The sequence below is a fragment of the Escherichia sp. 94.0001 genome (assembly GCF_013369155.2).
GTDB classification, from domain to species: domain Bacteria; phylum Pseudomonadota; class Gammaproteobacteria; order Enterobacterales; family Enterobacteriaceae; genus Escherichia; species Escherichia coli_F.
Genome location: NZ_JABWMS020000006.1, coordinates 84,294 through 103,889, shown reverse-complemented (window position 1 = coordinate 103,889; position 19,596 = coordinate 84,294). Strand labels below are relative to the sequence as shown.

The window sequence follows — 19,596 nt, the reverse complement described above, 5'->3', positions numbered from 1 at the left end:
CTTTTACGCTAACAGGCATTTTCCTGCACTGATAACGGATCGTTGACACAGTAGCATCAGTTTTCTCAATGAATGTTAAACGGAGCTTAAACTCGGTTAATCACATTTTGTTCGTCAATAAACATGCAGCGATTCCTGCCGGTTTGCTTACCCTCATACATTGCCCTGTCCGCTCTTCCAATGACCACATCCAGAGGCTCTTCAGGAAATGCACGACTCACACCAGCAGTCACGGTAATGTTGATATGCCCTTCAGAATGTGTGATGGCATGGTTATCGACTAACTGGCAAATTCTGACACCTGCACGACATGCTTCTTCATCATTAGTCGCTTTGACAATAATGATAAATTCTTCGCCCCCGTAGCGATAAACCGTTTCGTAATCGCGCGTCCAATTGGCTAAGTAAGTTGCGAGGGTGCGTAATACTACATCGCCGATTAAATGCCCGTAGGTATCATTAACCAATTTAAATCGGTCAATATCCAACAACATTAAATAAAGATTCAGAGGTTCAGCATTGCGTAACTGATGATCAAAGGATTCATCAAGAACCCGACGACCCGGCAATCCCGTCAAAACATCCATATTGCTACGGATCGTCAGCAAATAAATTTTGTAATCGGTTAATGCCGCAGTAAAAGAAAGCAACCCTTCCTGAAAGGCGTCGAAATGCGCGTCCTGCCAGTGATTTTCAACAATAGCCAGCATTAATTCCCGACCACAGTTATGCATATGTTGATGGGCAGAATCCATTAGCCGAACGTAAGGTAATTCATCGTTATCGAGTGGCCCCAGATGATCAATCCACCGACCAAACTGGCACAGTCCATAAGAATGGTTATCCGTTATTTCTGGCTTACTGGCATCTCTCGCGACCACGCTGTGAAACATACTTACCAGCCACTGGTAATGGGCATCGATAGCCTTATTGAGATTTAACAAGATGGCATCAATTTCCGTTGTCTTCTTGATCATTGCCACTCCTTTTTCACAGTTCCTTGTGCGCGCTATTCTAACGAGAGAAAAGCAAAATTACGTCAATATTTTCATAGAAATCCGAAGTTATGAGCCATCTCTGAGATAACATTGTGATTTAAAACAAAATCAGCAGATAAAAAAGTGTTTAATTCTATAAATTAACTCTGCATTATCGCAATTAAAAGGATGACAAATAGCATAACCCAATACCCTAATGGCCCAGTAGTTCAGGCCATCAGGCTAATTTATTTTTATTTCTGCAAATGAGTGACCCGAACGACGGCCGGCGCGCTTTTCTTATCCAGACTGCCGCAGGAATAACAACATTAATTTCACCGCTCTTATCGCGAAAAACGTAACGGTCCTCTCCTTTGTGAGAAATCAAATTACCGCGTAGTGAAACCGAAGCGCCATCGTGCATGGTTTTTGCGAAATCAACGGTCATTTTTTTTGCATCATCGGTTCCGCGATAGCCATCTTCTATTGCATGAGGCGGTGGTGGCGCTGCATCCTGTTTTAAACCGCCCTGGTCATCTGCCAACGCATAAGGCATGACAAGAAAACTTGCTAATACAATGGCCTGAAATTTCATACTAACTCCTTAATTGCGTATGGTTTGACTTATTAAGTCTGGTTGCTATTTTTATAATTGCCAAATAAGAATACTGCCAATTGTTATAAGGCATTTAAAATCAGCCAACTAGCTGTCAAATATTCAGAGAATTTAACTCACTAAAGTTAAGAAGATTGAAGAGTCTTAAACATATTTTCAGAATAATCGGATTTATATGTTTGAAAATTATTATATTGGACGAGCATACAGAAAAAGCAAATCACCTTTACATATAATAGCGTGGACAAAAAACAGTGAACATTAATAAAGATAAAATTGTACAACTCGCAGATACCGACACTATTGAAAACCTGACATCCGCGTTGAGTCAAAGACTTATCGCGGATCAATTACGCTTAACTACCGCCGAATCATGCACCGGCGGTAAGTTGGCTAGCGCCCTGTGTGCAGCTGAAGATACACCCAAATTTTACGGTGCAGGATTTGTTACTTTCACCGATCAGGCAAAGATGAAAATCCTCAGCGTAAGCCAGCAATCTCTTGAACGATATTCTGCGGTGAGTGAGAAAGTGGCAGCAGAAATGGCAACCGGTGCCATAGAGCGTGCGGATGCTGATGTCAGTATTGCCATTACCGGCTACGGCGGACCGGAGGGCGGTGAAGATGGTACGCCAGCGGGTACCGTCTGGTTCGCGTGGCATATTAAAGGCCAGAACTACACTGCGGTTATGCATTTTGCTGGCGACTGCGAAACGGTATTAGCTTTAGCGGTGAGGTTTGCCCTCGCCCAGCTGCTGCAATTACTGCTATAACCAGGCTGGTCTAGCGATATCTCCAGGCCAGCCATTGGTGGTGTTTATATGTTCAAGCCACGATGTTGCAGCATCGGCATAATCTGAGGTGCCTTACCGCGCCATTGTCGATACAGGCGTTCCAGATCTTCGCTGTTACCTCTGGAAAGGATCGCCTCGCGAAAACGCAGCCCATTTTCACGCGTTAATCCGCCCTGCTCAACAAACCACTGGTAACCATCATCGGCCAACATTTGTGTCCACAGATAAGCGTAATAACCTGCGGCATATCCACCACCAAAAATATGGGCGAAATAACTGCTGCGATAGCGTGGCGGTATAGCGGGAAGATCCATATTTTCCGCCACCAGCGCCCGCAATTCGAAATCATCGACATCCTGCATTGCTTCGTTTTCTTCCAGGCAATGCCAGCGCATATCGAGAAGTGCGGCGCTAAGCAGTTCGCTCATCTCATACCCTTTGTTGAACAGGCTGGCATTAAGCATTTTCTGTTGCAGTTCGTCAGGCATTGCTGCCCCGCTCTGATAATGCCGGGCGTAGCGAGCGAATACCTGCGGATGCGTTGCCCAGTGTTCGTTGATTTGCGACGGAAATTCGACAAAATCACGCGGCGTGTTGGTGCCGGAAAGCGTAGCATAACGCTGGCGGGCAAAGAGGCCGTGCAGCGTATGACCAAATTCATGGAATAAGGTTATGACATCATCCCAGAGTAACAACGCAGGCTCACCGGCAGCGGGTTTCTGATAATTGCAGACGTTATAAATTACCGGATGCGTTTCATTCAGCGTTGATTGCTCAACAAAATTGCCCATCCATGCACCGCCGCTTTTTGAATCACGGGCGAAGAAATCACCGTAAAATAACGCCAGCCCCACGCCATTATGATCAAAAATTTCCCACACACGAACGTCAGGATGGTAGACAGGAATATCAAAACGTTCGACAAACTTAATACCGAAGAGCTGATTCGCGGTCCAGAATACACCTTCATTCAACACCGTGTTTAATTCAAAATATGGCTTGAGCTGCGCCTCATCAAGATCAAATTTCTCCCGCCGTACCTGTTCGGCATAAAATGCCCAGTCCCACGGCTGCGCGCTAAACCCGCCCTGCTGCTTATCAATAACCGCCTGTATGGAGGCTAATTCATCGCTCGCACGTTGACGCGCCGCTGGAACAATTTCCCGCATAAAGTTGAGTGCTGCTTCAGGCGTTTTTGCCATCTGATCGGCGATTTTCCATGCAGCATAATGAGGGAAACCAAGCAGTTTTGCCTGCTGCGCGCGGATCTCCACAAGCCGTTGAATAATGGCACGGGTATCGTTAGCGTCATTTTTTTCTGCCCGCGTCCAGCCCGCAGTGAATAGTTTTTCACGCGTCGCGCGATCGCGAAGTTCAGCAAGCGCCGGTTGCTGGGTGGTATTCAGCAGCGGAATAAGCCATTTGTTATCCAGACCTTTCTCGCGAGCCGCCTCTGCCGCCAGCGCAATCTCCTGTTCGCTCATCCCAGCCAGTTGCGCAATATCGTCCAGAACCAGACCGCCGGATTTATTTGCCGCAAGTAACCGCTGGTTAAACTGGCTGGTCAGGGTCGCAGCTTCTGTATTAAGAACTTTTAATTTTGCTTTATCAGCTTGTGCAAGTTTGGCTCCGGCAAGGACAAAACGTTGATGAATAACCTCCACCAGGCGAATGGATTCACTATCAAGCCCCTCGGATTCACGTCGCTGCCAGACAGCATCTACTCGCGCGAATAATTCACCGTTCAGATAGATATCATTAGCCAGTTCTGCCAGTTCAGCGGAAAACTGCTCATCAAGACGCTGTAATTCATCATTGGTATGCGCCGCAGTCATCGCAAAAAAAACGCTGGTGACGCGGGTCAGCAGTTCCCCACTCTGCTCCAGTGCCAGAATAGTATTGTTGAAATCAGGTGTTTGCGGGTTGAGCGCGATGGCAGCAATTTCTGCCCGCTTTTGCTGCATTCCCTCATCGAATGCCGGGCGATAGTGATGATTGGCAATTTGATCAAAATGGGGAGCCAGATACGGCAGTGTGCTTTGCACAAGGAAAGGATTCATTGTTGTCATTTTCTTCTCCTGAACGCGAGGTGTTCCATAGCGTAGGCTTACTGATAACGGAGTGCAATCTTGCAAACCAGTATTACCCGCTCTTAAGCATCACGTGCTATGTTATTGACACACAAAAGCGTTGAGGAACAGTGAGATGATCGTTTTAGTAACTGGAGCAACGGCAGGTTTTGGTGAATGCATTACTCGTCGTTTTATTCAACAAGGGCATAAAGTTATCGCCACTGGCCGTCGCCAGGAGCGGTTGCAGGAGTTAAAAGACGAACTGGGTGATAATCTGTATATCGCCCAACTGGACGTTCGTAATCGCGCCGCTATTGAAGAGATGCTGGCATCGCTTCCTGCCGAGTGGTGCAATATTGATATCCTGGTAAACAATGCCGGTCTGGCGCTGGGCATGGAGCCTGCGCATAAAGCCAGCGTTGAAGACTGGGAAACGATGATTGATACCAACAACAAAGGCCTGGTATATATGACGCGGGCCGTCTTACCGGGTATGGTTGAACGTAATCATGGTCATATCATTAACATTGGCTCCACGGCAGGCAGCTGGCCGTATGCTGGTGGTAACGTTTATGGTGCGACGAAAGCGTTTGTTCGTCAGTTCAGCCTTAATCTACGCACAGATCTGCACGGTACGGCAGTACGTGTCACAGACATCGAACCGGGACTGGTGGGTGGCACCGAGTTTTCTAATGTCCGCTTTAAAGGTGATGACGGTAAAGCCGAAAAAACCTATCAAAACACCGTTGCATTGACGCCAGAAGATGTCAGCGAAGCCGTCTGGTGGGTGTCAACGCTGCCTGCTCACGTCAATATCAATACCCTGGAAATGATGCCGGTTACCCAAAGCTATGCCGGACTGAATGTCCACCGTCAGTAATTTTTATACCCGGCGTAACTGCCGGGTTATTGCTTGTCACAAAAAAGTGGTAGACTCATGGAGTTAACTCACTCACAAGCAAGAACGAATGACCGTCGAAACGCAACTTAATCCCACACAGCCTGTCAATCAGCAGATTTATCGTATTCTTCGCCGCGACATTGTCCATTGCCTGATTGCACCAGGCACACCGTTGTCGGAAAAAGAAGTTTCTGTTCGTTTCAATGTGTCACGCCAGCCGGTTCGTGAAGCCTTTATTAAACTGGCGGAAAACGGCCTGATTCAAATTCGTCCGCAGCGTGGCAGCTACGTCAACAAAATTTCCATGGCCCAGGTGCACAACGGCAGTTTTATCCGTCAGGCCATTGAGTGCGCGGTGGCGCGTCGGGCGGCGAGCATGATTACCGAAAGCCAGTGCTACCAACTGGAACAAAATCTTCACCAGCAACGCATTGCCATTGAGCGCAAGCAACTGGATGATTTTTTTGAACTTGATGACAACTTCCATCAACTCCTGACTGAGATTGCTGACTGTCAACTGGCGTGGGATACCATTGAGAACCTGAAAGCGACCGTTGATCGCGTGCGCTATATGAGTTTCGACCACGTTTCGCCACCAGAAATGCTGTTACGCCAGCATCTTGAGATTTTCTCTGCCCTGCAAAAACGTGATGGCGATGCGGTAGAACGTGCAATGACGCAACATTTGCAGGAAATCAGCGAATCCGTGCGCCAGATCCGCCAGGAAAACAGCGACTGGTTTAGCGAAGAGTAATTCATTTCCTCTCATCCCATCCGGGGTGAGAGTTTTTCCCTCCGTCATATGGCTCATGCATGCATCAAAAAAGATGTGAGCTTGATCAAAAACAAAAAATATTTCACTCGACAGGAGTATTTATATTGCGCCCGTTACGTGGGCTTCGACTGTAAATCAGAAAGGAGAAAACACCTATGACGACCTACGATCGTAACCGTAACGCAATCACCACTGGCAGCCGTGTTATGGTTAGCGGCACCGGTCACACTGGCAAGATCCTGTCGATTGATACTGAAGGTCTGACCGCTGAGCAAATCCGCCGCGGAAAAACCGTAGTTGTTGAAGGTTGTGAAGAGAAACTGGCACCACTAGACCTGATTCGTCTCGGCATGAACTAAGCGTGTGAATGCCGCCGATGGCGGCATTGCTTTTTTTACTTCACGGAATATTTCGCCACGGTCGCTTTCGCGCCATGCGCTAATAACGACAAGTACACTTCCGTCACTTTTGCAGTAAACAAGCTATTGCCCGGTAAATCATCACCAAAGATCGCCTTAATCGCCAGCAATGACTGGACGCGCGCTTTCCCTTCGGCACTACTTTGTACAGCTTTCTGAATAACAGGTAACAGTGGGTCACTGATTTCTATCAGATTTCCCTGTTCATCAATACCACCGACATAACGCATCCAACCCGCGACGCCCAGCGCCAGCAGATCGAACTTGCTGCCCTGTTTTAGATGCCAGCGAATGGAATCCAGCATACGCTGCGGAAGTTTCTGACTGCCATCCATCGCAATCTGCCAGGTTCGATGGCGTAACGCTGGATTACTGTAGCGTTCAATTAGTCGATCCGCATAATTTTGCAGATCCACGCCCTGCACTTTCAGCGTCGGCGCCTGTTCCTGCAACATCAAGGCATGTGCCGCACGGCGATAATTTTCATCTTCCATGCAGTCATTAATGTGCTGATATCCCGCAAGATATCCCAGATACGCCAGGAATGAATGACTGCCGTTGAGCATGCGCAACTTCATCTCTTCATAAGGCAGCACATCACTAACCAGTTCGGCTCCCGCTTTTTCCCATTCCGGACGTCCGGCAACAAAGTTATCTTCTATTACCCACTGGCGGAAAGGTTCACAGGCAACGCCAGCAGGATCGCGCACACCGGTAAGTTGTTCGATTTTCGCCAGCGTATCCTCTGTCACTGCGGGCACAATACGGTCCACCATTGTTGATGGGAAAGTCACGTTTTCTTCGATCCATTGTGCCAGTTTTACATCAACAGCTTGCGCGTAGGAAGTGACAACGTCACGCATAACATGACCGTTTTCTGGCATGTTGTCACATGACATGACGGTAAATGCGGGAAGTCCTGCCGCTTTACGGCGAGCCAGCGCCTCAACAATCACCCCTGTTGCAGTTTTCGGCTGGTGGGGATTTTGCACGTCGGCAACGACCATCGGGTGATCGAGCATTAACTGTCCGGTCGCCGGAGAGTGGAAATACCCTTTTTCGGTGATTGTCAGAGAGACAATCGCGATTTGCGGTTCACACATCGCAGCCAGCACGGTTTCTAAGCCATCTATTTGTATGTGCAAGGCTTTTTTAACGACGCCAACGACGCGAGCCGTCCACGCATCGGCCGACATTTCCGCAACGGTATAAAGATTATCTTGCTGTTGTAAATCGGCAATTTGCTGTTCGCCGCCGATTAAATTGACCTCATAATATCCCCAGTCACTGAAATGTTCCGTAGCAAGAATATCGGCATACACGCCCTGATGCGCACGGTGAAATGCACCAAAGCCTAAATGAACAATTCTTGGGGCCAGGTTATTACGATCATAAACAGGGAGCGTCGCTTTTGCTGATAACAAATTATTTCCCATAACAATTCCTTAAATTTAAATATGGCAAGCTGCATGTTTTGTTATATGAATAAAAAATCCCCTCTCCGGTAAGAGAAGGGATGGAGGATTTACAGACTTCTTGAAGGTTGCGCAGCTGTTACAACACGCGGTTGATCTTCCGCGGCATCTTCCTGTGCACTTAAATCACGGTCTTTCACTTCTGGCATTTTCAGCGCAGAGATTAAACCAATCACTGAATATGCCATGATCATAATGGCGATCGGATACCAGGATTCCGTCATGGTGCAGAAAATACCCGCCAGGATAGGACCAAAACCGGAAGCGATAAGACCACCAATTTCTTTAGAAATGGCCATCCGGGTAAAGCGATTTTTACAGCCGAACATTTCTGCCATGGTAATGTTTTCCAGAGCAAATAATCCCAGCACCGCACAGTTATGAATCACAATCAGTGCAACCATAATGGTGCTCGGGGCATAGCTTTTATCTACGATGATAGAAAGCATTGGCCACGCCAGCACAATCGCAGAGGTATTCATAATAATATACGGGATCCGGCGACCAATTTTATCGGATAACCAACCAAGGAACGGAATGGTCATAAAGCCGAGAATCGAACTGATCATCAATGCATCTGTTGGAATTGCTTTGTTAAACAATAACGTCTGCACTAAATAGCCTGCAAGGAAAGTCTGAATTAAACCTGAGTTACCAGCCTGACCAAAACGCAGCCCTGTTGCCAGCCAGAAGGATTTGCTCTGGAACATGCTACCAGCAGGTGCAGGTTTTGCTGTCGGTTGGTTGCTGTCGTTAACCTTCTCAAAGACCGGGCTTTCTTTCAGATTCATACGCAACCAGATAGCAAAGACCATCACGACAACGCTCGCCAGAAACGGTATACGCCATCCCCACGCCAACAGTTCCTCTTTACTGAGAATGAAGAACATAAAGGCCCAGATTGCCGTTGCGCTCAAGGTTCCGCAGTTAGTCCCCATAGCAACAAATGAGGAGATAATTCCGCGCTTACCTTTTGGCGCATATTCCGCCAGCATCGTACCGGCACCGGAAATTTCCGCGCCTGCCCCCAGCCCCTGAATAATACGCAGCGTCACCAGCAAAATTGGCGCAAACACACCAATTTGTGCATAGGTCGGCAGCACACCAATTAAGGTGGTGCAGATCCCCATCATAGTGATAGTAATAAAGAGCACTTTTTTACGCCCGATTCTGTCGCCCATTTTGCCGAAAATAAATGCTCCGACAATACGCGCCACATAACCTGCACCGTAGGTTCCCATTGCCAGAATTAACGCCATTGCCGTTGATGATTCAGGAAAAAATATTTCATGAAACACTAACGCTGCGCCGAGCGAATATAACTGGAAATCCATGAATTCAAGCGCAGTGCCCAGCCATCCCGATACTGCTGCTTTCACCAAATCCTTAGTGCTTCTTTCGTGTTTTTCTATTGTCATAATGGTTATCTCTAAAAAAGAGGTAAGATGCGTACTACTTACTCGCCGTTATTGGTATTATTCAGAAAAAGTGAGTAAGACTTTGCAGCAATGCTTTTGATCCTGTTCAAATAAACTAATGGCATCAGCAACATGCTGGAAATCAAACGTATGGGTAATTAGTTTTTCTGGTTTAATTAACCCTTTACTTAACCAGTCGATAACGACCGGGAATTTATTTGCATTTAAGCGTGAAGAGAAAATAGAGAGTTCTTTTCCGGTAATTCCTTGCTGAATCACTTCAGACGGTTCACTGGAGAAGCCCATCAATACAATACGTGCCGCTGGAGAAGCCAGCGTTACGGCTTCTTTCAGGATTGAAGGATGACAAGCCGCATCGATAATTAATGTCGGCTTTATGCCTTTTTCAGCGAAAATCTCGCCAAGCGGTGTCTGGCTGTTATTAATCGCCCAGTCTGCCCCGCTCTCTTTCGCTTTTTCCAGTCGTTCATCAATGCGATCGGCAACAATCACATTCTTAACGTTATAGACGCCTTTTAATACCTGAACGATTGTCAGGCCGATTGGACCTGCACCGTAAACCAGAACGGTATCATTTTCAGTCGGTGACCATGACCGGTAACGTTAGCCGCAATGGTAAAAGGTTCGATCATCACCGCATATTGATCGGCCACTGCTTCAGGAATTTTCCACGCATTTTTTGCCGGCACCACGGCATATTCACTGAAACCACCGTCAGCGTGCACACCTAATACAGCCAGTGTCGTACAAACGTTCGGCTTACCTATAGAGCACGGATAGCAATGCCCACAGCTGACCACCGGATCGACAGCAACGCGTTCACCGACTCTGTCGCTTTCCACGCCTTCACCCACTGCATCAATGACGCCAAAGAATTCATGTCCAATGACGCGCGGATATTTCGCAAAAGGATTATGCCCACGATAAATATGGCTATCTGAACCACAAATTCCGGCAAGTTTCACTTTTACTCGTACTTCACCCGCTGACGGGGTGGGTATTTCGCGTTCGATAATTGCCAGTTGATTCGGTTTTTCAATTAAAATGCTTTTCATTATCTTACTCCTTACCAGTTCCACAGCGTGCCATCTTCCAGACGTGCGACTGGCAGATAAGCAGGTTCATAGGGATATTTCGCCGCCAGCTTTTCATCAAACTCGATGCCAAGACCTGGTTTATCGCCCGGATGCATATAGCCGTTATCGAAAATCCAGTTGTGCGGGAAGACTTCGAGCATTTGTTCGGAATAGCCCATGTATTCCTGGACACCGAAATTGGGGACCCACAGATCAAAGTGCAGCGCCGCAGCCATGCAGACTGGTGACAAATCGGAAGGACCGTGTGAGCCAGTACGTACCTGATACAACGAAGCAAAATCGGCAATCCGGCGCATACCGGTAATCCCCCCCGCGTGAGTCAGCGTGGTGCGGATATAGTCGATAAGTTGTTCTTCAATCAGCTGTTTGCAGTCCCAAATGCTGTTGAAGACTTCACCCACTGCAATTGGCGTGACGGTGTGTTGGCGAATCAGGCGGAAGCATTCCTGGTTTTCCGCAGGCGTCGGGTCTTCCATCCAGAACATGCGATAATTTTCAATGCTTTTACCAAAGCGCGCCGCTTCAATAGGCGTTAAGCGATGGTGCATGTCATGCAGCAAATGTTCATTAAAACCAAACTTGTTACGTACCGCGTCAAACAATTTCGGCATGAAATCGAGGTATTTCTCCGTCGACCACAGCTGCTCTTCCGGCCACTGTCCTTTGGTTGCGGGTTCATAAGCCAGACCTTTGCCTTTCGACATGCCGTAGGTGGTTTTCATACCAGGGATTCCGCACTGCACGCGGATGGCTTTGAATCCCAGCTCCTGATGACGGGCATAATCATCCAGAGCTTCATCAATACTGTGACCGGTGGTATGGCAATAAACCATCACCCCTTCACGAGACGCGCCGCCGAGTAACTGGTAAAGCGGCATGTTGGCAGCTTTGGCTTTAATATCCCACAGCGCCATATCAACCGCTGAAATGGCCGACATCGTCACCGGACCGCGACGCCAGTAAGCACCTTTATAAAAATACTGCCAGATATCTTCGATACGCTGTGCATCGCGACCAATAAGCTGCGGACAAAGGTGATCCTGCAAATAAGAGGCCACGGAAAGCTCACGTCCATTGAGGGTGGCATCCCCAAGGCCCGTAATACCGTCCTCAGTGGTGATTTTTAATGTGACGAAATTACGCCCCGGACAGGTAACAAAAACTTCAGCCTTTACGATCTTCATGTTCGATTCCTTGCATCGCTTGTCGTGATGCATGAAATCTACGCAACTGAGCTACTACCATACAAGTATGAAGATCAAAAAAAGCCGGAGTGATCACAAAAAAAGGCGTATATTTGCGCCGTGAATGGTTGACAAAAGATGAAATAGAATACCTTTTGTCAGCTGACACTTCCTTGTATCTTATTGATAAAATGGATTTATGTCCTTACGCGCGCCCCCAGCCCGCAACAATGATCAACATGCCGCAAAGCGCAATCAACGCCCCCGTCCAGTCATAAAGACTCAGTTTCACGCCATCCACAACGCGCAGCCAAATTAACGCCGTGCAGATATAAACGCCACCATAAGCCGCGTAAACACGCCCACTCGCCGCAGGATGCAACGTTAACAACCAGACAAACAGTGCCAGAGAAATCCCCGCCGGAAGCAACAGCCAGATACTGGCGTTTCGTTTTAACCACAACCAGGGCAGAAAGCATCCAATAATTTCACACAGCGCAGTAGCAAAAAACAGTAACGTTGTTTTAATCATCTTTGTCACTTATTGACATCATGTATAGTTATAGGACGACATAATATCATCAATATAAACATCCTCCTGGTACGTTTTGCGTTCGCAGTGGATGGTGTAGAATCACCTTTAATCATTCATACAGGGAATGAATTATGAAAATTACTCTCAGCAAACGAATTGGCCTGCTCGCTTTTCTGCTGCCTTGCACACTGGCATTGAGCACAACTGTTCATGCCGAAACTAACAAACTGGTGATTGAGTCTGGCGACAGTGCACAAAGCCGCCAGCACGCCGCTATGGAAAAAGAGCAATGGAATGACACGCGCAATCTGCGCCAGAAAGTGAATAAACGCACTGAAAAAGAGTGGGATAAAGCCGACGCCGCTTTTGATAACCGCGATAAATGTGAGCAAAGCGCCAACATCAATGCCTACTGGGAGCCAAATACTTTGCGCTGCCTGGACCGTCGAACTGGCCGCGTTATTACCCCCTAACCTGTTATTGATTTAAGGAATGTAAGGACACGTTATGCCAAGCGCCCACAGTGTTAAGCTACGCCCGCTGGAGCGTGAAGATTTACGCTATGTACATCAACTCGACAATAACGCCAGTGTGATGCGTTACTGGTTCGAGGAACCCTACGAAGCCTTTGTTGAACTCTCTGATCTGTACGATAAGCATATTCACGATCAGAGCGAACGGCGCTTTGTGGTGGAATGTGACGGCGAAAAAGCCGGTCTGGTGGAGCTGGTGGAAATTAACCATGTTCATCGCCGCGCAGAATTTCAGATAATTATCTCCCCGGAATATCAGGGGAAAGGTCTGGCAACGCGTGCCGCAAAATTAGCAATGGACTATGGCTTCACCGTTCTCAATCTCTATAAGCTGTATCTGATCGTCGATAAAGAGAATGAAAAAGCGATTCACATTTACCGCAAGCTTGGCTTTACGGTTGAAGGTGAATTGATGCATGAGTTCTTTATTAATGGTCAATATCGGAATGCCATTCGCATGTGCATATTCCAGCATCAGTATCTGGCAGAGCACAAAACACCGGGTCAGACTCTCCTGAAGCCGACCGCACAATAGCATTAATAATAATCGATAGTATTTTTGATGGTGTAAACCCGTTCGACGGCGGGTTTTACTCCTTCATCAACAATGATTAGCTGACAGTCTACCGGATTGGCGTGACTGTCATATTCACAGCTCTGTTTTACATTACCAACCCGTTGATTATTCAGTAAAGTAACCGCTGTGTAATCTAATTTTTTGATCGGATCCGTTGATGGCGTAGCGCTGACAGATAATGTTTTGTCGTTACTTTTCGTGGTTTTACCCAGCGGATAACCCTGATCATCATAGCGATATTCCATCTGCATTTGTTGGCTGCTGGCTTTAATCACGAAGCCATTATCATCGGTTTCCCAACTCACCCCGGCAGAAGGTAATTCTGCTAGCTGGCATTTTCCCTGTAAACGTACTCTTTTCTCCAGTGTCTGGGCATCACGGTAATAATTGGCGTCCAATACCAGGGCAACCACGGTATTATTTTCCAGATCCAATAATTCGAGTGAATCAAAACAGCCTTCTTCCGACAAAGTCCCCGAAACACGCTTCGTTACTTCCCCTTGCTCATCCATTAATGTCTGAGTGAAATCTTTTACCGGACCACGCAGCGGATCAAAATCGAATTCATTAGAGAAACTGGCCATCTCAGGGGTAAATGAAAGTGTTACCTCTGTGCGGTCACATCCTGTGAGTAATATCGCGAGTAAGCATGGTAGTAATTTGTATTTCACAACAGTCACCAGACAGTAGAGATGATTCTCAATCATAGTAGCAAATACAGTACTTTACACGTTAAATGCTATGCTTAAAGAAGTTATATTCGCGTAAGGAGCTTATGATGAAACTCTCAACTTGCTGTGCCGCGCTTCTGCTCGCCCTCGCCTCACCCGCGGTACTCGCCGTCCCGGTTTCCTGTGAGCGCATAAAGAGCGATATATCACAGCGTATTATCAATAATGGCGTACCTGAAAGCAGCTTCACGTTAAGTATTGTACCCAATGACCAGGTTGATCAGCCTGATTCCCAGGTCGTCGGGCATTGTGCTAATGATACGCATAAAATTCTCTATACCCGCACCACCAGCGGTAACCTCTCTGCTCCCGCGCAGTCTACCCAGGATGGCGCGCCTGCCGAACCGCAGTAACACATTATCGACTGAACGCCGGATTCAACAGGTCCGGCGATATGAACATACAACATAATCCCTCCTTATTACTCATACCCTTCTATTGATATGGATTAATAATTCTTAACCCAAAATGGGTAGACTCCCTCTATTGTTAGCGCGCTAAATATTCAATATATAAACTTTTATATAACGATAAAGAACAGGGAGTGAGTTATGTCCAAAAATGAACAAATGGTGGGCATCAGCCGCAGAACACTCGTTAAATCTACCGCGATAGGTTCTCTGGCGCTGGCTGCAGGCGGTTTTTCTTTACCGTTCACCCTGCGCAGTGCAGCGGCAGCGGTACAACAGGCCAGCGAAAAAGTGGTCTGGGGTGCCTGTTCCGTCAACTGTGGTAGCCGCTGTGCACTTCGTCTACATGTTAAAGATAATGAAGTCACCTGGGTGGAAACTGACAACACCGGCAACGACGAGTATGGCAATCATCAAGTACGCGCCTGTTTGCGCGGTCGGTCCATCCGTCGACGTATTAATCATCCCGATCGCTTGAATTACCCAATGAAACGCGTGGGCAAACGTGGCGAAGGCAAATTCGAACGGATTAGCTGGGATGAAGCCCTGGATACTATCGCCAGTAGCCTGAAAAAAACCGTCGAACAATATGGCAATGAGGCTGTATATATTCAGTACTCTTCGGGGATTGTTGGCGGCAATATGACCCGCTCTTCACCATCAGCCTCGGCGGTCAAACGCCTGATGAACTGCTACGGCGGTTCACTCAATCAGTATGGCTCCTACAGCACCGCGCAAATTTCCTGTGCCATGCCCTACACCTACGGCAGTAATGATGGCAACAGCACCACGGATATTGAAAACAGCAAGCTGGTCGTGATGTTTGGTAACAACCCGGCAGAAACCCGCATGAGCGGCGGTGGCATCACTTATCTTCTTGAAAAAGCGCGCGAGAAATCGAACGCAAAAATGATTGTTATCGATCCGCGATATACCGATACGGCTGCCGGTCGTGAAGACGAATGGCTTCCTATTCGCCCAGGCACCGATGCCGCGCTGGTTGCGGGTATTGCCTGGGTATTGATTAACGAAAATCTCGTTGATCAACCTTTTCTCGATAAATACTGCGTCGGCTATGACGAAAAAACCTTACCCGCAGATGCACCAAAAAATGGTCACTATAAAGCCTATATTCTTGGTGAAGGAGACGACAAAACAGCGAAAACGCCGCAGTGGGCTTCGCAAATTACCGGTATCCCGGTGGACCGTATCATCAAACTGGCGCGTGAAATTGGCACAGCAAAACCCGCTTATATCTGCCAGGGCTGGGGACCGCAACGCCAGGCAAACGGCGAGCTGACTGCACGCGCTATTGCGATGTTGCCTATTCTGACGGGCAATGTCGGCATCAGCGGCGGGAATAGTGGCGCGCGTGAATCGACCTATACCATTACCATAGAACGCCTGCCGGTGCTGGATAATCCGGTCAAAACGTCAATCTCCTGCTTCAGCTGGACAGATGCTATCGATCATGGCCCGCAAATGACGGCAATCCGCGACGGCGTCCGCGGCAAAGATAAACTGGATGTGCCCATTAAGTTCATCTGGAACTACGCGGGAAATACCCTGGTTAATCAGCATTCTGACATTAACAAAACGCATGAAATTCTGCAGGACGAATCGAAATGCGAAATGATTGTGGTCATCGAAAACTTTATGACCTCATCGGCAAAATATGCCGACATTCTGCTGCCAGACCTGATGACCGTTGAGCAGGAAGATATTATTCCTAACGATTACGCCGGTAACATGGGATATCTCATTTTCCTCCAGCCAGTCACCAGCGAAAAATTCGAACGCAAACCGATTTACTGGATCCTAAGTGAAGTCGCGAAACGTCTTGGCCCTGACGTCTATCAAAAATTCACTGAAGGCCGCACTCAGGAACAATGGTTACAACATCTGTACGCCAAAATGCTTGCCAAAGATCCGGCATTACCGTCTTACGACGAACTGAAAAAAATGGGTATCTATAAGCGTAAGGATCCCAATGGTCATTTTATCGCCTACAAAGCATTTCGTGACGACCCCGAGACAAATCCACTTAAAACGCCTTCCGGTAAGATTGAAATTTATTCCAGCAAACTGGCGGAAATTGCCCGTACCTGGGAACTGGAAAAAGATGAAGTGATAAGCCCACTGCCGGTTTATGCCTCAACCTTTGAAGGCTGGGACGCCCCTGAACGTAGTACCTTCCCGCTACAACTGTTTGGTTTCCATTACAAATCCCGTACTCACTCGACCTACGGCAACATTGATGTCCTGAAGGCAGCCTGCCGTCAGGAAGTGTGGATCAACCCTATAGATGCACAGAAACGTGGGATTGCCAACGGCGATATGGTGCGAGTGTTTAACCATCGTGGCGAAGTTCGGCTACCAGCCAAAGTGACACCACGCATTCTCCCTGGAGTTAGCGCTATGGGCCAGGGAGCCTGGCACGAGGCCAATATGTCTGGCGATAAAATCGACCACGGCGGCTGTGTGAATACGCTAACCACTCTGCGCCCTTCACCACTGGCGAAGGGAAACCCGCAGCACACTAATCTGGTCGAGATCGAAAAAATATAACCCACTACAACCATAAATTATGGCATGACATTTTGCTTGAAAAGCAATAAGTGAGTAATGATGAAAATCCATACCACAGAGGCGCTCATGTCGGCTGAAATCAGCCGTAGAAGTCTGGTGAAAACCTCCGCTCTTGGCAGTCTCGCGCTAGCAAGCAGTGCTTTCACACTGCCATTTTCCCAAATGGTCCGAGCGGCAGAGGCTCCGGTAGAAGAGAAAGCGGTCTGGAGTTCCTGCACCGTTAACTGCGGGAGCCGCTGTCTGTTACGTTTGCATGTGAAAGATGACACTGTGTACTGGGTGGAGTCTGATACGACAGGTGACGACGTTTACGGTAATCATCAGGTTCGGGCCTGTTTACGCGGGCGCTCTATCCGCCGACGGATGAATCATCCTGATCGGCTGAAATATCCCATGAAGCGCGTCGGCAAGCGCGGTGAAGGTAAATTTGAACGGATAAGTTGGAACGAAGCCCTGGATACCATCAGTGATAATCTTCGGCGGATCCTAAAAGATTACGGCAATGAGGCTGTACATGTCCTGTACGGAACAGGCGTAGATGGCGGAAACATCACCAACTCAAACGTCCCGTACCGTCTGATGAACTCTTGTGGTGGTTTTCTCAGTCGCTATGGCAGCTACAGTACCGCACAGATCAGTGCCGCAATGAGTTATATGTTCGGTGCCAATGATGGCAACAGCCCGGATGATATCGCCAATACGAAGCTGGTCGTTATGTTCGGAAATAACCCGGCAGAAACCCGGATGAGCGGCGGTGGTGTCACTTACTACGTCGAGCAAGCCCGCGAACGTTCAAACGCACGCATGATCGTCATCGATCCACGTTATAACGACACAGCTGCCGGGCGTGAAGATGAATGGCTGCCCATTCGCCCTGGTACTGATGGTGCACTGGCCTGTGCGATTGCCTGGGTGCTGATTACTGAAAATATGATCGATCAGCCATTTCTCGACAAATATTGTGTTGGTTACGATGAAAAAACGCTGCCCCCCAGCGCACCACGTAACGCACATTATAAAGCCTATATTCTGGGCGAAGGGCCTGACGGCATTGCTAAAACGCCGGAATGGGCAGCAAAAATCACCAGCATCCCGGAAGAAAAAATTATCCAGTTGGCACGAGAGATCGGTTCAGCAAAACCTGCTTATATTTGTCAGGGTTGGGGGCCACAACGACACTCCAACGGCGAGCAAACGTCCCGCGCTATTGCCATGCTTTCCGTTCTCACCGGTAACGTCGGCATAAACGGCGGCAACTCAGGTGTACGCGAAGGTAGCTGGGATCTGGGGGTCGAATGGTTCCCGATGCTTGATAATCCTGTTAAAACGCAGATTTCCGTCTTTACATGGACAGATGCCATCGACCACGGTACGGAAATGACCGCGACCCGTGATGGTATTCGTGGAAAAGAAAAACTGGATGTCCCCATCAAGTTTTTATGGTGCTACGCCAGTAACACATTGATCAATCAACATGGCGACATCAATCACACCCATGAGGTGCTTCAGGATGACAGCAAGTGCGAGATGATTGTTGGCATTGACCACTTCATGACGGCCTCGGCTAAGTATTGCGATATCCTGTTGCCCGACCTGATGCCAACAGAGCAAGAAGACCTTATCTCTCATGAATCTGCCGGGAATATGGGCTATGTGATCCTCGCCCAACCCGCCACCTCGGCAAAATTTGAACGCAAACCCATCTACTGGATGCTGAGTGAAGTCGCGAAACGCTTAGGACCAGACGTTTATCAAACTTTTACTGAAGGTCGCAGCCAGCATGAATGGATCAAATATCTCCATGCGAAAACGAAGGAACGTAACCCTGAGATGCCGGACTACGAGGAGATGAAAACGACCGGGATCTTTAAGAAAAAATGCCCGGAAGAACATTACGTCGCTTTCCGCGCATTCCGTGAAGATCCACAGGCAAACCCGTTGAAAACACCTTCGGGGAAAATCGAAATTTATTCTGAACGACTGGCGACGATTGCGGATACCTGGGAATTGAAAAAAGATGAAATTATTCATCCCCTTCCTGCGTATACCCCAGGTTTTGATGGCTGGGACGATCCCCTGCGGAAAACCTATCCACTGCAGCTAACGGGCTTCCACTACAAAGCACGTACCCACTCCAGCTACGGCAATATTGATGTGTTACAGCAGGCCTGCCCACAAGAGGTGTGGATCAACCCCATTGATGCTCAGGCACGCGGTATCCGTCATGGCGATACAGTGCGGGTATTTAACAATAATGGAGAAATGCGCATTGTCGCAAAAGTGACTCCGCGTATTCTGCCTGGCGTTACCGCCATCGGGCAAGGTGCGTGGCTTAAAGCGGATATGTTTGGTGACCGGGTCGATCACGGCGGCAGTATCAATATTCTGACCTCTCACCGCCCTTCACCGCTGGCAAAGGGAAACCCGTCGCACAGCAATCTCGTCCAGATCGAAAAGGTTTAAGGAGTAGCC

At 48.1% G+C, this 19,596-nt stretch carries 16 protein-coding genes and 2 pseudogenes; 9 read left to right on the top strand and 9 right to left on the bottom strand.

Features of this window, described 5'->3' with window-relative positions; translation table 11 throughout:
• Nucleotides 1-86 precede the first annotated feature (86 nt).
• Both dgcZ and HEN33_RS05200 read right to left on the bottom strand, forming a co-directional pair.
• On the bottom strand, nucleotides 87-977 hold the full coding sequence (dgcZ, locus tag HEN33_RS05205; protein WP_176263018.1) for a diguanylate cyclase DgcZ: 891 nt from the start codon (nucleotides 975-977) through the stop codon (nucleotides 87-89).
• Nucleotides 978-1,231: 254 nt separating this feature from the next.
• Nucleotides 1,232-1,572, bottom strand: a pseudogene (locus tag HEN33_RS05200) (YdeI family stress tolerance OB fold protein).
• Between the two features lie 275 nt (nucleotides 1,573-1,847).
• Between HEN33_RS05200 and HEN33_RS05195 the strand changes: the two are divergent.
• Nucleotides 1,848-2,366: a 2-oxo-tetronate isomerase gene (locus HEN33_RS05195; protein WP_001024558.1), complete on the top strand. Its 519-nt coding sequence runs from the start codon at nucleotides 1,848-1,850 to the stop codon at nucleotides 2,364-2,366.
• A gap of 44 nt (nucleotides 2,367-2,410) precedes the next feature.
• On the opposite strand, the gene dcp is transcribed toward HEN33_RS05195, so the two are convergent.
• A complete protein-coding gene (gene dcp / locus HEN33_RS05190) occupies nucleotides 2,411-4,456 on the bottom strand; it encodes a peptidyl-dipeptidase Dcp (RefSeq protein ID WP_176263016.1) in 2,046 nt (681 codons plus the stop codon).
• Nucleotides 4,457-4,592: 136 nt separating this feature from the next.
• On the opposite strand from dcp, the gene ydfG reads away from it, so the two are divergent.
• From ydfG to ydfZ, 3 genes are all read left to right on the top strand, one after another.
• Nucleotides 4,593-5,339 carry a bifunctional NADP-dependent 3-hydroxy acid dehydrogenase/3-hydroxypropionate dehydrogenase YdfG gene (gene ydfG / locus HEN33_RS05185; RefSeq protein WP_000636571.1) on the top strand — a complete coding sequence of 249 codons (747 nt, stop codon included), beginning with the start codon at nucleotides 4,593-4,595 and terminating at the stop codon, nucleotides 5,337-5,339.
• Between the two features lie 88 nt (nucleotides 5,340-5,427).
• Nucleotides 5,428-6,114, top strand: a complete 687-nt coding sequence (gene rspR / locus HEN33_RS05180; protein ID WP_105272069.1) for a DNA-binding transcriptional regulator rspR — start codon at nucleotides 5,428-5,430, stop codon at nucleotides 6,112-6,114.
• A 176-nt stretch (nucleotides 6,115-6,290) separates the two neighbouring features.
• On the top strand, nucleotides 6,291-6,494 hold the full coding sequence (ydfZ, locus tag HEN33_RS05175; protein ID WP_000214712.1) for a putative selenium delivery protein YdfZ: 204 nt from the start codon (nucleotides 6,291-6,293) through the stop codon (nucleotides 6,492-6,494).
• A 35-nt stretch (nucleotides 6,495-6,529) separates the two neighbouring features.
• Here the strand turns inward: ydfZ and HEN33_RS05170 are convergent, their stop codons facing one another.
• The 5 genes and pseudogenes from HEN33_RS05170 to HEN33_RS05150 form a co-directional block, all read right to left on the bottom strand.
• A complete protein-coding gene (locus HEN33_RS05170) occupies nucleotides 6,530-7,990 on the bottom strand; it encodes a mannitol dehydrogenase family protein (protein WP_105272068.1) in 1,461 nt (486 codons plus the stop codon).
• A gap of 89 nt (nucleotides 7,991-8,079) precedes the next feature.
• Nucleotides 8,080-9,447, bottom strand: a complete 1,368-nt coding sequence (gene ydfJ, locus HEN33_RS05165; RefSeq protein WP_176263015.1) for an MHS family MFS transporter YdfJ — start codon at nucleotides 9,445-9,447, stop codon at nucleotides 8,080-8,082.
• Nucleotides 9,448-9,504: 57 nt separating this feature from the next.
• A pseudogene (locus HEN33_RS05160) lies at nucleotides 9,505-10,523 on the bottom strand (Zn-dependent oxidoreductase).
• An 11-nt stretch (nucleotides 10,524-10,534) separates the two neighbouring features.
• Nucleotides 10,535-11,749 (bottom strand): starvation-sensing protein RspA, encoded by a 1,215-nt coding sequence (rspA, locus tag HEN33_RS05155; RefSeq protein WP_176263014.1) that lies wholly within the window; start codon nucleotides 11,747-11,749, stop codon nucleotides 10,535-10,537.
• Between the two features lie 205 nt (nucleotides 11,750-11,954).
• Nucleotides 11,955-12,281 (bottom strand): YnfA family protein, encoded by a 327-nt coding sequence (locus HEN33_RS05150; RefSeq protein WP_176263037.1) that lies wholly within the window; start codon nucleotides 12,279-12,281, stop codon nucleotides 11,955-11,957.
• 134 nt (nucleotides 12,282-12,415) lie between these two features.
• Between HEN33_RS05150 and HEN33_RS05145 the strand changes: the two genes are divergently transcribed.
• Nucleotides 12,416-12,757, top strand: a complete 342-nt coding sequence (locus HEN33_RS05145) for a DUF1283 family protein (RefSeq protein WP_000705207.1) — start codon at nucleotides 12,416-12,418, stop codon at nucleotides 12,755-12,757.
• 34 nt (nucleotides 12,758-12,791) lie between these two features.
• A complete protein-coding gene (gene speG / locus HEN33_RS05140; RefSeq protein ID WP_001138584.1) occupies nucleotides 12,792-13,352 on the top strand; it encodes a spermidine N1-acetyltransferase in 561 nt (186 codons plus the stop codon).
• Between the two features lie 2 nt (nucleotides 13,353-13,354).
• Here speG and HEN33_RS05135 read toward each other — a convergent pair whose 3' ends face one another.
• Entirely contained in the window at nucleotides 13,355-14,065 is a 711-nt protein-coding gene (locus HEN33_RS05135; protein WP_074394117.1) for a YnfC family lipoprotein, read from the bottom strand.
• Between the two features lie 107 nt (nucleotides 14,066-14,172).
• Between HEN33_RS05135 and HEN33_RS05130 the strand changes: the two genes are divergently transcribed.
• From HEN33_RS05130 to ynfF, 3 genes are all read left to right on the top strand, one after another.
• A complete protein-coding gene (locus HEN33_RS05130; RefSeq protein WP_105278778.1) occupies nucleotides 14,173-14,478 on the top strand; it encodes a DUF1161 domain-containing protein in 306 nt (101 codons plus the stop codon).
• A 198-nt stretch (nucleotides 14,479-14,676) separates the two neighbouring features.
• Nucleotides 14,677-17,103: a selenate/tellurate reductase subunit YnfE gene (gene ynfE / locus HEN33_RS05125; protein WP_176263013.1), complete on the top strand. Its 2,427-nt coding sequence runs from the start codon at nucleotides 14,677-14,679 to the stop codon at nucleotides 17,101-17,103.
• Nucleotides 17,104-17,163: 60 nt separating this feature from the next.
• Nucleotides 17,164-19,587, top strand: coding sequence for a selenate/tellurate reductase subunit YnfF (gene ynfF / locus HEN33_RS05120; protein WP_176263036.1), 2,424 nt, complete (start codon nucleotides 17,164-17,166; stop codon nucleotides 19,585-19,587).
• Nucleotides 19,588-19,596: the final 9 nt, after the last annotated feature.